At 58.2% G+C, this 13,419-nt stretch carries 10 protein-coding genes; 7 read left to right on the top strand and 3 right to left on the bottom strand.

Going from position 1 to position 13,419, the window contains the following annotated elements; all coding sequences use genetic code 11:
- Positions 1-39: 39 nt before the first annotated feature.
- Entirely contained in the window at positions 40-981 is a 942-nt protein-coding gene (locus ACXAD0_RS08410; protein WP_475087926.1) for a universal stress protein, read from the bottom strand.
- Between the two features lie 340 nt (positions 982-1,321).
- Here ACXAD0_RS08410 and ACXAD0_RS08405 point away from each other — a divergent pair, with 340 nt between their 5' ends.
- Both ACXAD0_RS08405 and ACXAD0_RS08400 read left to right on the top strand, forming a co-directional pair.
- Positions 1,322-3,514 (top strand): di-heme-cytochrome C peroxidase, encoded by a 2,193-nt coding sequence (locus tag ACXAD0_RS08405; protein ID WP_475087925.1) that lies wholly within the window; start codon positions 1,322-1,324, stop codon positions 3,512-3,514.
- On the top strand, positions 3,511-4,854 hold the full coding sequence (locus ACXAD0_RS08400) for a catalase family protein (protein ID WP_475087924.1): 1,344 nt from the start codon (positions 3,511-3,513) through the stop codon (positions 4,852-4,854). The genes ACXAD0_RS08405 and ACXAD0_RS08400 overlap by 4 nt, the downstream gene beginning before the upstream one ends.
- 16 nt (positions 4,855-4,870) lie before the next feature.
- Here the strand turns inward: ACXAD0_RS08400 and hda are convergent, their stop codons facing one another.
- Both hda and ACXAD0_RS08390 read right to left on the bottom strand, forming a co-directional pair.
- On the bottom strand, positions 4,871-5,596 hold the full coding sequence (gene hda, locus ACXAD0_RS08395) for a DnaA regulatory inactivator Hda (protein WP_475087923.1): 726 nt from the start codon (positions 5,594-5,596) through the stop codon (positions 4,871-4,873).
- Between the two features lies 1 nt (position 5,597).
- Positions 5,598-6,713: a DUF2066 domain-containing protein gene (locus tag ACXAD0_RS08390; RefSeq protein WP_475087922.1), complete on the bottom strand. Its 1,116-nt coding sequence runs from the start codon at positions 6,711-6,713 to the stop codon at positions 5,598-5,600.
- Between the two features lie 361 nt (positions 6,714-7,074).
- Between ACXAD0_RS08390 and purM the strand changes: the two genes are divergently transcribed.
- The 5 genes from purM (at position 7,075) to ACXAD0_RS08365 (ending at position 13,388) form a co-directional block, all read left to right on the top strand.
- Positions 7,075-8,124: a phosphoribosylformylglycinamidine cyclo-ligase gene (gene purM, locus ACXAD0_RS08385; RefSeq protein WP_475087921.1), complete on the top strand. Its 1,050-nt coding sequence runs from the start codon at positions 7,075-7,077 to the stop codon at positions 8,122-8,124.
- Positions 8,124-8,786, top strand: coding sequence for a phosphoribosylglycinamide formyltransferase (purN, locus tag ACXAD0_RS08380; RefSeq protein WP_475087920.1), 663 nt, complete (start codon positions 8,124-8,126; stop codon positions 8,784-8,786). Before purM ends, purN begins: the two co-directional genes overlap by 1 nt.
- 67 nt (positions 8,787-8,853) lie before the next feature.
- The gene (locus ACXAD0_RS08375; protein WP_475087919.1) at positions 8,854-9,624 is read left to right on the top strand and encodes a DUF3108 domain-containing protein; all 771 of its coding nucleotides are present in this window, start codon (positions 8,854-8,856) and stop codon (positions 9,622-9,624) included.
- 265 nt (positions 9,625-9,889) lie between these two features.
- Complete coding sequence (locus tag ACXAD0_RS08370) at positions 9,890-11,296, top strand: OmpP1/FadL family transporter (protein WP_475087918.1); 1,407 nt, start codon at positions 9,890-9,892, stop codon at positions 11,294-11,296.
- Between the two features lie 748 nt (positions 11,297-12,044).
- Positions 12,045-13,388, top strand: coding sequence for a CmpA/NrtA family ABC transporter substrate-binding protein (locus ACXAD0_RS08365; protein ID WP_475090345.1), 1,344 nt, complete (start codon positions 12,045-12,047; stop codon positions 13,386-13,388).
- Positions 13,389-13,419: the final 31 nt, after the last annotated feature.

The raw sequence follows: 13,419 nt of genomic DNA, 5'->3' as shown, positions 1-13,419 counted from the left end.
TGTTTTCGCCCGCGGATCCTGAGCGCTTCCTGCGCTTCGTCAGGGTTTGACCGGGGAAGAAAACCCTCCGGGTTTAAGTGCCAACAGGGAACATCCCACTTTCTGCAAAATGTTCTCCGCGGTATTTCCCATCAGGAATCCGGGTATACCGGTGCGGGCCACCGTCCCCATCACCAACAGATCGTAGCCACCGTCATCAATCAGCTGCGGAATATACTGCTCCGGGCGGGCAATGCGATGCAGCACTTCAAAGGGTTCTTCGATACCCGATGCGCGAATCAATACATCCATTTTGGCGCGATGACTCGCCCCGGCCTGCTCGGTAATCCGCTCCAGCTCCTCGTCAGAGATACCCACAGGTACACGAGAACGCAAATAGGCATCGAGGTCATAATCCCAGCAGGAGACGATATGCAACACGCCTTTTTCCCGGTCGGCCAATTGGCGGGATAGCTGCAGCAGGTTAATCGCCAGATCATAGGCATTGGGCTCGCTGCAGTCGGGATCAATCGCAAGCAGAACGTGCCGCTGCGAAGCCGGACGCGCGACCGGCCGGCACAGCCATACCGGACAGGGACACTTGCGCAGCAGCTCCATATCCAGCGCCTTGAACCCCCTGGGGCTATCGTCCGCTTCGACATTCTTCATCACCATGTCAAAGCCATCGGTCATGGCACGCCGAATAATACGCTCCGCGGGCGTCGCACCGCATTCCACTTCGACGGTTGCCTGCGCACACAACGTCGCCGCGCAATCTCCCAGGGCTTCACAGGCCGCGCCCAGTGCACTCTGCGCACGCTGGCGCAAAGCGTCTTCAAAAAGCTCCCGGTAATCATCCAGCTCATTGGGCAGCTCAGGTCCCAGGGCCAGCACTGTCAGGGTGGCATCATGCGTCCGACTGACATCCAGCGCCTGGGCCAACCCGTCACTGTCATCGTTATCACCGCGACAGACAAACAATACCTTGTGAATATTCTGCATCGTCTCACCAAGTGGCAACCCGCGCCGCGAATCCGGCCAACGGGATTTTGGCTCATCTCTTTTTATTGAAGATCAGAAAACTGGCTGCGCCAACCACTCACTCGCGACAAAGTGCTTGGGCGAAACAGACATGTCGAGTATTCGCCTTTTTACAGCGCGATTCCCCTCTGCCAGGCAGATGCGCGAAATAGATTGCCAAACGTTTATTTTGCGTTGAAATGCGCGCACAGCCTCTGTTAGCCTGACGCAATTGCCGCCAAAGCAGTGGAAGGCAGCAATTCGGGATCCGGTCCCGCTGGTATCGACCGGCCTCTAACGACCCCAGTAAAAGAACAAAGCAATGGAAGTGATGCGAAAACTGATGGCGATTCTCCGCGCCATATTCCACCGTATTCTATCGGCCGTAAAATCTCTGGCCCGATTCATCCTGCGAACACTGATGGCCCTATGGCACTGGCTGACCCGGCTGCTCAGCGCCGCCTTGCAGTTCTGGAAGGCCCTGGGTCCGCGCTGGCTGCGCGTCACTCTAGCCATTGGCCTTGTGGGAACTGTTGGCTACAACCTCGCCCAGGATTACCTGAAACCCAATCTGACGGAAGAGCAGATTTATCAGGTGCACTACCTCAACGAGGGCTGGGACCAAAAAGCACGCGAGACTTTTTACTACACACCGCAGGGGACTGAGCTGCTGGGTATCGATTACCAATGGCTGGTGAATCTGGAATTGCCACTCTCTACCGAGTTATTTGCCTCAGCCAGGAACATGCGCGGCTGGGGGTTTATCGTTGACCCGGATCAACATGCAACCGCTGCCAATCCGGGAAACCTGCCGGTCGGCCTGACCCGACATAGCGACCCGCAGACCGGTCGGGAAAAACTCGACATTGGTTGCGCCGCTTGCCACACCGGCGAGTTGCATTATCGCGGCACCGCGCTGCGCGTCGATGGCGGTCAGGCGGTACAAAGTATCTCGACCGGCGCACAAGGGGAATTTATCACGACGCTGGGTGCGACCCTCATCGAAACCTACTTCAATCCGCTGAAGTGGCGCCGCTTTGCCGATCGCGTCGCGGGAAACGATGACACCGCGCGCGAGCAGTTGCGCAAGGATTTTGGCAAGGTCATCACCACCCTCAGGGCATTCGCCAAAGGGCCAGGTAACCCGGACAATTTCCCCACACTGGAAGGCCGTGGCCGCACAGATGCCGTCGGACGTATTGGCAATGTAGTCTTCGGCTACAACCTCGGGATCGAGGAAAACTACAAGGTCGCCGACGCACCGGTGAGCTATCCGTTTCTGTGGGACATCTGGCGATTCGACTGGGTGCAGTACACCGGCTTCACCAACCAGGCTATGGCACGCAATGTGGGCGAGAGCCTCGGCGTACTTGCGCCGATCCAGCTGGTGGACGATTCCGGCAACCTGTTACCGCCAGGTGAATTTGGCAAAAGCCTGATCGACCTCGACGGCCTGCATTGTGTGGAAACCACACTGCGCGCACTGCAGCCCCCAAAATGGCCGGAAAACATCCTCGGCGAAATCAATATCACCAGGGCCCAACAGGGCAAGGCTCTCTTCGCCGACCAGTGCGCGTTCTGTCACGGACCGCATATTTCCAAACCCTACGAATGGGCAGTTGCCACCGGTCCCGAATCCAACCCCGCCAACCAGCGCGACGTGAACTGGGAATGGGATATGGCCGGAGATATTTCTACCGGTGAGGATGGCGAGCCGATTCGACGTGACTGGCGCGCGGAGGTTTGGGCATTACCCTGGATTGATGTGGACGTGATTGGCACCGATGCCACCGCCGCAGACAATTACCTCAATCACCGCTACGATCCGGGCCCACTCGTGCCACCGAACCCGGATAACCCGGAAGCGCGACTGGTGAATGCCGGTGATGGATTGCAACTACTCATCAACCAGCTGGCACCAGTGCTCTACAAAGAGTGGGATGTCAGCCAGGCGGGCAATGGCGTTGCCCAGTACGATGGCCTCAATGTGCCCTTCCGGATCGTCAACAAACGCGCCTATAAGGCGCGTCCGCTGCACGGTGTGTGGGCCACCCCACCCTACCTGCATAATGGTTCCGTCCCCACGATTTATGATTTGCTGTCGCCCTTGGAAGCACGTCCCGCCACCTTTTCGGTGGGTCACCGCGAGTACGACCCGCAGAAACTCGGCTATATCACCGATCCGCTGCCGGGCAGTTTTGTGCATGACACCGCGCAGACCGGAAACAGTAACCGCGGCCACCTGTTCACCGACGTGGAGATGCCCGGACGTATCGGTGACCTGCTGAGTGAAAACGAGCGGCTGGCCATCATTGAATACCTGAAGGTGATGGGTAACCCGGACTATACCGATGCGCTGGGCGGCGATCCGCTGAACTGGGAACAGTACAGCGCAGCCCCTGCCGATCCGCGTGGTGAACAGGCCTGCAAAAGTGCCCCGCACCCGATGCTCTTTGCCCACAACACAGAAGAGATCGAGAAAGATCAGCAGACTGAAGGGGAGAGTGCGCGATGAAGCCAATATCGACCCTCACACTCGTCACCCTGCTGGGACTTTCTACGAGCCTGCCATTGATCGCCAGTGCCACGGATACCCCGTCAACCTCTGCGGACCTACCGGTATCGTTTGATACGCTGGGGATGGATATTTCCGCTGAAGAGCAGCAGGCCATTGCCTCTGCCATCCATTCCGCCAGGGAAATTTCCCGGGTGGCGCAAACCATCAATGGCAACCCATTCCGCCGCGATGCACACGCCAAAGCGACAGGCTGTGTGCGCGCACGCTTTACCGTCGATGGCAACCTGGACGAGCGCTTTCGCCACAGCATTTTTGCGGATGCGGGGCGCGAGTATCGCGCCTGGATCCGTTTTTCCAATGGCGACATGCTGGTCAGGCCGGACAGTACGCCCGATGCCCGGGGCATGGCCATTAAAATCATGGGGACCACGGGTGCCCCAATTGCACCGGAACTGGGTGCCACTGGCACCCAGGACCTGATCATGACCAACAGCCAGGCATTTTTTAATCGGGACATTTACGACTACGCGGAAACGGCCACGTACCTGGCCAAGCTGGATCGGACCGGCGGCTTCATCAGCCTGTTCCCGCCCAAATTACACTGGACGCAACTGGTCAGGGCCAAGGAAACCGTGTCTTCGCGTATCGACTCGCCGCTGCAGGCCCAGTATTTTTCCATGCTGCCCTATCGCCTCGGGGAGACCGAGGTAAAATTTTCTGCGCGCCCCTGCCCCGCTGCGCCACGAGCGGAGACCGCTGATCGCGATACACCGGACTTCCTGACCACGCAAATGGAGCAAACCCTGGAGACCGGCGCCGCCTGCTTTGAATTTATGGTGCAACCCAAGGTCCCGGGCGCAGACATGCCCATTGAAGACGGCACCGCCATCTGGTCGCAGGCCGATTCGCCGTTTATTCCCATCGGCCGGGTGCATATCCCTCCACAGGAGTTCACCAGCCCGGAACAACAGGCGTTTTGCGAAAACCTGTCGATGAACCCCTGGCATGGCGTGGGAGAGTGGGAACCCCTGAGCAGCCTGAACCGTGCTCGTCGCCTCGTGTACAACGCCGTCTCGAAATTCCGCCATGCGCAGAATCATGCCCAGCGTATCGAACCATCCAACTGGTGCATCCCGGAAGCCGATGGCAGCTGCCCAAAAAATCAGGGACTGCTCATTACCAAACCACGCTGGCCACTGCCCCGCTGTTTTGACCCCCTGTTCCAGCCGATTGATGGCAGCGAGGTCACGAGTGAGTGCCAGAGCCTCTACGACGAGGAAGCATCAGACTACGGCGCCGATATGACATCGAGCACACGTTATTCCGGGCAACAGTAATGGCAGGAATCTGGGATCAGATATCAAGCACTTGCTTGACGAAGGGAATGGTGATTTTGCGTTTGGCCATCAGTGAGGCCCGGTCGAGCTGATCGAGGCAATCGAACAGGGCACCGGTGCTGCGCGGCGCACGGTGCAGGATGTACTGGGCCACGTCCTCCGGCAGGTCAAAGCCGCGCCGGCGACTGCGCTCACGCAACGCAGCCAGCTTGTCGGCATCGCTAAGCGACGCCAGATGGAATGTGAGCCCCCACTGCAGGCGCGAGCGTAAATCGGCAAGCCCAAGCTCCAGGCCACGCGGCGACTTGCGTGAACCCAACAGCAATTGCCGGCCACTGTCCCGCAGGCGATTGTAGAGATGGAACATCGCCATCTGCCATTCGGCGTGGCCTTCGAGCAGCTGAATATCGTCGATACAGACAAGCTCTAACTGCTCGAGTCCATCGAGAATGACAGCGGGATCGAGCGGCAACAAGTCGGCAAGCGGCAAGTACTGAAAGGCGGCGCCACGGGATTCTACCCGCTGACAAACCGACTGCAGCAGATGGGTGACGCCACTGCCTGCCTCGCCCCAAACGAACACCACAGGCTCGGGCAAATTCCCTTCCGCAAGCGCACGCAGGGCCGCTACCGGCTGGCGATTGTCATCCTCCGGACCCAGGTAGAAATTATCGAAAGTGGCGTCATCCCGCAGGGAAACACCCAGCGGCAACTGCTGTAGCTCGCCCCGCTTTTCGGTCATCTCAATACCAGCGGTAACGCAGCGGGTTCTCCGCGCTGCCAAGCGGCGCGCGGTAACCGGTCAAGTCAATGGGATCCTCGTCGCTCTCTGCGCGCAGGCTGCGGTTCAGCGCCAGCGCATCCTGCAGGTTGCGAATCGGGACAGTGGTGGTCAGGGCCATATAGAGCCGATCGTTGTTCACACGCAGCAATCGCGCCTCACTCACCTGCGCCAGGCCGCGAAAATAACTTTGTGCCCGGGAATATTCCTCGAAGCTATCCACACCAGACAGTTCGACCATCACTGCACCCTGAGCGGTATTGGTGCCGGGGCGCACCGCATAGCGCTGGGCCAGGACGTTGGCGGCCTCGTCGACACCCTGCTGCAACAGGGATTCCAGAGAATCTCCGCTGCCGTCGAACGCGTAGGTTCGGCCACCGTGCACCAGCAACCAGTTCGCGCGCCACCGCTGCCCCGATACTTCCAGCAGCCGGCCCATCAGGTTGCCATCGGGACGGTAGCGCGTCGCGGCCATATCCACTGTGCGTTCGTCCTGCGCCCACAAATTGCCGAGAGGCATGGCGCGCTGGTCAATGGCGTCCAGCTGGGGAAAATCCAGCGGCAAGCCCCGGGCAATGGCCGCGGCTTCGATCTGGGAAAAGAGTTCCGGGTTTTCGGCCTCGCTGAGGTAGCCACGGCCACCGGCCAGGGTATCTACAGCGAGCCAGACCAGAGTGCCCGGGCGGTTATTCGGCCACATGGGCAGCTGCAGCTCGTGGACTTTGGCCTCCACCGCCTGCGGATCATAGGAGAGACGCAGGTACAGCTGGTTGTCTTCACTGACGTAGCGATAACTCTGGATAAACTGCTGTGACTGGGACAAGACGTCTGCCAGCAGGGGATTGGCGCCGATCTCGGCATCGCCGGTCACGCGCACAAAGATACGCTGCAGGCCGCGCTGGGTCGCCGCTGCGCGATCAACGCCAGTCCGGCTGGGCACGGCCTCGACGACCTCGTACAGATCGGGAATCACCCGGGCCTGGGCATTGATGGACACAAAACTGAGGACCAGTACGCAGAGCGCAGCCAGAGTAGCCCGGCTCATCCCGGCAACCCCATGCAGAAACAACTTATGCATCAGATTTCTCCACTCGACCTCGCAGTTATCTGGTTTGGGGCGGGCCTTGGGCACCTGCTACCCCGGTCACTATGGACCAAACAGGACGCCATTGTATCAGTGTCGGGTATTTCTCCCAGCCCCGAGTTCGCACAATTGGAGGAAATTCGCCCCCAGCCCGTCAATACTCACCCTTATTGGGGCCAATATGCGCGAATCCGGGCCCCCGATACCCGCCGATAACAGGCCGCGCATTGCGATTTCCCGTTATCAGCGCTCCAGGCCCGGTTCCAACTGACATTCGACGCCAGCAAGCTATCGAATTTCCGGCGCACAGGCCCTACAATACGCGCCCTTCAAAAAGCCCATTGCAGGAAGATCCATGAGCGATTCCAAGCCCCAGTCCCTCAGCTACAAAGATGCCGGCGTCGACATCGATGCCGGTAACGCCCTGGTAGAGCGTATCAAGCACGTGGCCAAGCGCACCGCGCGCCCGGAAGTCATGGGCGGCCTGGGTGGCTTTGGTGCCCTGTGCGAGCTGCCGACTGGTTACAAAGAGCCAGTACTGGTATCGGGAACTGACGGCGTAGGCACCAAGCTGCGCCTCGCCATGGATCTGGGCATTCACGACAGCATTGGCATCGACCTGGTCGCCATGTGTGTAAATGACCTGGTGGTCGCAGGCGCCGAGCCGCTGTTCTTCCTCGACTACTATGCCACCGGCAAGCTGAATGTCGATATTGCTGCTGAGGTAGTGACCGGTATTGGCGAGGGCTGTGAGCAGTCCGGCTGTGCGCTGGTAGGCGGCGAAACCGCCGAAATGCCGGGCATGTATGAGGGCGACGACTACGATCTGGCCGGTTTCTGCGTGGGCGTGGTCGAGAAGTCCGAAATCATCGATGGCAGCAAGGTCAAAACTGGCGACAAACTGATCGGATTGGCGGCAAGCGGCGCCCACTCCAATGGCTACTCGCTGATCCGCAAGGTGCTGGAAGTCAGCGGTGCCGACCTGCAGCAGGACATGGGTGGCAAGACCCTGGCCGAGGCCCTGATGGCCCCGACCCGTATCTATGTAAAGAGCCTGCTCAAGCTCATCAAGGAGAGCCAGGTCAACGCACTCAGCCACATCACCGGCGGTGGCCTGCTGGAAAACCTGCCGCGCGTACTGCCGGAAGGTGCCAGTGCCCGCATTGATACCACCAGCTGGGAGCTGCCCCCGGTCTTCCAGTGGCTGCAACAGGCCGGCAATATTGATGCCCGTGAAATGTACCGCACGTTTAACTGCGGTGTGGGCATGGTGATCTGCGTACCGGCAGACCGCGTGCACGAAGCCCTCGCCTCCCTCAAGGCCAGCGGAGAAGACGCTTTTGTCATCGGCAGTATCGAAGCCGGTACAGACGGCGAAGAAGTTGTCGAGCTGGCAGGGATTTGATGACAGCAATGGCAGAACGTAAATGCCAGGTGGCGGTGCTGATTTCCGGCAGCGGCACCAACCTGCAGGCACTGATTGATGCAGCGGCACTGCCCGACAGCGGCTTTTCCATTTGCTCGGTCATCAGTAACAAAGCGGATGCTTACGGTCTCACCAGAGCCGCCGATGCGGGCATTGCGTCACAAGTCGTCGATCACCGCGAGTATGCTGACCGTGAATCCTTTGATCGCGCGCTGATTGCGGCGATTGATGGCAGCGGCGCGGAACTGGTGGTACTGGCCGGCTTCATGCGGATCCTCACTGCAGACTTTGTCCGCCATTACGGTGGTCGCCTGCTGAATATCCACCCCTCGCTGCTGCCCAAGTATCAGGGTCTGCACACCCACCAGCGGGCGCTCGATGCGGGCGACGAGGAACATGGGGTTACCGTGCACTTCGTCACCGAAGAGCTGGATGGCGGCCCCCCCATTGTCCAGGCCGTGGTGCCGGTACTGGCCGATGACACTGCCGAGGCACTGGCCAAGCGCGTGCAGGTTCAGGAGCATGTGATCTACCCGCTGGCAGTCGAGTGGTTTGCCGCCGGCCGCCTGCAAATGCAGGGCGACACAAGTGTTCTGGACGGTGAGCCACTGCCGCCCAGTGGCAAAGTCCTGCGCAACTGATCCCCGCCCCTGACAGCACGGCACTTTCCTTCCGCCCTGCGGTCTGAGTTAGACTCATCGAGCCACCGTGCTGCTAGAATCTTTCAGCACACGTGCTGCCAGGGAATTCCATCAGGGGGACAAGGTGTTGCGCAAACTTTTGACGACATTGGCGCTGGCAGCCTGCCTGACTGGCGCGGGCCTTTCCGCACAGGCATCACCCCCTACCCCGCAGCTCAAGCCGTTTACCGCCACCTATCAGGCGCGCCATTCCGGGATGAACATTACCGCCACGCGCACACTCAGTGGTGAGGGCAACAACTGGCGTATCGATTTCAAAGGTGATGCCCTGGTCGTGCGTATTCAGGAATACTCGAGGTTCTCACTGGATGGCGAGCAGATTACGCCCCGCCACTACACCTACAAACGTGGCGGATTCGGGCGCGGGCGGGAAACCAAACTGAATTTCGAACAAGAGCAGCAAAAGGTCGTCAATCTCACGCGTCCGGACCGCACCATCGACAACGCGCCAGAGAAAGTGCACGACAAGCTCTCTTATCAGTTACAACTGGCACTGGATATTGCAGCCGGGAAAAAGGATCTCCGCTATCAGGTGGCCGATGGCAGAAAAATCCGCGATTACAAATTCCGAATTGCCGGCGAAGAGCAACTGGATACCCCCGTCGGTAAACTCAACACCATCCGGGTCGAGCGCATTCACAATGGCGGCGACAAGCGCGAAACCAAGATCTGGTTCGCCCCCGAACTGGACTATGCCCTGGTCAAACTGACCCAGGCAGAAGAGGATGGCAAAAACTACCAGATTTCTTTAACCAAACTATCCGCAGACACAGACTGAATCTGGTCCGTGTCAAAAAAATCCTCCCTTTGACGATGAAGACATAAGTAATGTCACGTCATGCCATGCGTTTTTGGCACCGTTTTTCTACAAAGTCGCGAGTTTCCCCGAGGGGACTCGATTGGCACTGCTAGACTCCTCCTGCTCGAAACTTTTGTATCAATTTCAGGCTAAGGGCCTTTAGATTCGCGCTCGATATTCCGCACATGGATTGCGATGCCCGGTGCGCGACGAAATTGCATTAAACACTAAAGAGTGGGATCTCATGAAAAAGCACCTCTTGCGCCGTGCAATACTGGCAACAGCGATCAGCGCTATCTCCAGCGGCGCCTCGGCCGCCGGCTTCTACTTGCAGGAAACGAGCCCGACCGGTCTCGGACGAGCCTTCGCTGCAGAAAACACCATTGGTGATAACGCCGCAATCCTCGGCCGTAACCCGGCTGGTTCCGCACTGTTTGATGAAATCACCCTTTCCGCCGGTGTTACCTACGTCAATCCGGAAATCGATGCGGCAGGCGATGTCAACTTCCAGTTGATTAGCTTCACGCCGGGGGGACCAGTATTCACCGACCTGGGTACTGAATTTGACCGTGCGAATGATTATGCGAGTGATGCATTCATTCCAAACTTTTATCTGTCAGTGCCGATTGACCCGTGCTGGTCTTTCGGCCTGGCCGCGTACACTGACTACGGTCTGGAAACAGATTTTGATCCCGACTGGCTGGTTACGCATATCGCAGACAAGACCAGTCTGCTGACGCTGAATATTGCGCCTTCTGTTGCCTACAAGTTCAACGAGCAATTCAGTATCGGCCTGTCGGTTAACTTCCTGTATGCGGATGCCGAGCTCAAAAGCAAAACACCGCGCGGGCTGGTTTTACCGCTGGGTGCACCGCCGGATCAGGGCATTGCGGTACCTGAGGTGAGGATCCTCGATCTGGATGGGGATGATTGGGATGTCGGCTGGGTACTTGGCGCCCTGTGGAATATCAACGATGCCACGCGTCTGGGGATTTCCTATCACTCCGAGTTCGATCCGAAACTGGATGGCACGATCAAATCGGATGTCCTCCCGTTCCGCAGGAATTCCGCAAACCTGACACTCGACTTACCCGATACCCTGGAGCTCGGTTTCTACCATCGCTTCAATCAGGAATGGGGCCTGGCGCTCGGCCTGATGTGGACCGACTGGGACGACTTCGAGCGGCTGGAAGGCTTCGTGCCCGGCCAGGGAGAAGCCTTCAATCCGCTGCTGATCAAAGAAGAAAACTTTGAGAGCGGCTACCGCTTCAGTATTGGTGGTGAGTGGTACCCCTGTGAAGAAGTCACCTGGCGTATTGGCTATGCCTACGATCAAGGCGCTGCGCGTGACGGATTCAATCGCGAGGAATCAGAGGCATTCGGCTCGCCCATCACTTGGCGCACGCTATCTATTCCAGATACCGATCGTCAATGGGTAACCTTCGGCGGCACTTACGAATTCGACAAGCAGCTCTCCGTGGATGGTGGTATTGCCTATCTGTGGGGTGATGACGAGACGATTCTGGAGGGCAATATCTTGCCCACCGATGGTCTCGTCGGTCCAGGCACAGCGTTGCGCACCTACTTCGATGGCGGCACCACCAATATCGAAGCCTGGCTCATTGGTGCTTCCATCAACTACACCTTCTAGAGCCCATTCTGGACAACCTATACATGGCCCGTCAGCTTTGCTGGCGGGCCATTTTTTTGCCTACTGCGCTGCCCATCAACAGGCGCACTGCCTCCAATACGCGCACCCCTGCCCTTCCCGCTTTGTAAAATGACATCGCCACAGCCAATACGAGTCTCTCGCAGCACCACAGATTTGGATTGCACCATCCAATCGCACGATACATGCAACGCACCATCAACCAGCATCGCGGCGCGCCAATTCGGCTCGTCGACGCACCACGGGAGCGCAATCTCAGCGAGACGGGAACGCGGTAAAAAAGTCCAGTCGAGGGCGCGCATCGTTTAGACGCGCCCCAATTTCCTGTCCGCTATCGAGTCCCCGACGCCTTTCCACTGCGCTTGCATCCCACAGTGCACATTCCCCGAAAGGCCAGTATGGACAATGATTTACGTCGATATTCTATAAGACCGGCAATGCCCCTCGGCGTTGCGCCGAGCGCGGGGCGACCTTCAGAAAAATTAAATTGGCACAGTCCCTGCATTGATGTGGCAGAGCCCAGTTTCCGAGGTACTGCAGCGAAAGGGGCACAACAATTAGTCGACTGCCCCCGTTTTGGGGCAGCCTGAGCAAAGGCGCTCATTGACCTTCCGTCCGGTGACGGGAGCTCGATGAGCGCCTTTTTTTATGCGCGAATTTTGACAACTCACCGAAACGGAACAGGAGAGACTCTCTGATGAAATGGGCAACCCCTCTCAAGGCTGCGGCCATGTCACTCGCCATGCTGGCGGGTCTCGGCAGCACTGCCGCCCAGGCAGAAGAACTCGGATATCCCGAAAAAGAAGAGCTGACGTTTGGCTTTATCAAACTCACGGATATGGCGCCGATCGCTATCGCCTATGAAAATGGCTACTTCGAAGATGAAGGCCTTTACGTCACTATCGAAGCCCAGGCCAACTGGAAAGTTCTGCTCGATGGCGTTATCGATGGCCGTCTCGACGGCGCGCACATGCTCGCTGGCCAGCCAATCGCCGCGACCATGGGCTTCGGTACCAAGGCCGACATCATTACGCCTTTCTCCATGGACCTGAACGGCAACGGCATCACCGTTTCCAATGACATCTGGGAACAGATGAAGCCGAACATCCCCAAGATGGACGATGGCCGCCCGGTGCATCCGATCAAGGCCGACGCGCTCAAGCCAGTTGTTGAAAAGTACAAGGCTGACGGCAAGCCTTTCAACATGGGTATGGTATTCCCGGTCTCCACCCACAACTATGAGTTGCGTTACTGGTTGGCGGCTGGTGGCATCCATCCTGGATTCTACGCGCCGCACAAGGGTGACATCTCTGGACAGATCAGCGCAGATGCCTTGCTGTCTGTCACCCCGCCACCGCAAATGCCTGCCACCCTCGAAGCCGGCACTATTTATGGCTACTGCGTGGGCGAGCCCTGGAACCAGCAGGCTGTCTTCAAGGGTATTGGCGTACCGGTCGTAACTGACTACGAAATCTGGAAAGACAACCCGGAGAAAGTATTCGGCATCACCAAAGAGTTTGCTGAAAAGTACCCGAACACTACCGTGCGTATTACCCGCGCGCTGATCCGCGCCGCCAAGTGGCTGGACGAGAACGACAACGAAAACCGCCCGGCCGCCGTAGAGATTCTCTCGCAGTCCAACTATGTCGGTGCGGATTACGATGTTATCGCCAACAGTATGACCGGCACCTTCGAATATGAAAAAGGTGACAAACGTGAAGTGCCCGACTTCAACGTGTTCTTCCGCTACAACGCGACTTACCCCTACTACTCCGATGCTATCTGGTACCTGACCCAGATGCGCCGCTGGGGCCAGATTCCCGAAGACAAGAGTGATGATTGGTACAAGGAGCTGGCAGCAAAAGTCTATCGCCCGGATATCTATGAAGCTGCAGCCAAGTCCCTGATCGAGGAAGGCCTGGCATCCGCTGAAGAGTTCCCGGACTTTTCCACTGAAGACGGATTCCGTGATCCCCAGACTCACTTTATCGACGGCATTGTCTACAACGGCCAGAAGCCGAACGAGTACATCGAGAAATTCCCGATCGGCCTGAAGTCTGGCGAAAAGCTATAACGCCGTCTGAACCCAATATTGAAGTGAGGAA

The organism is Microbulbifer sp. ABF4_148 (assembly GCF_056158985.1).
Note: the sequence above shows the minus strand (reverse complement) of the source record. Positions and strands in the feature narration are given on the sequence as shown.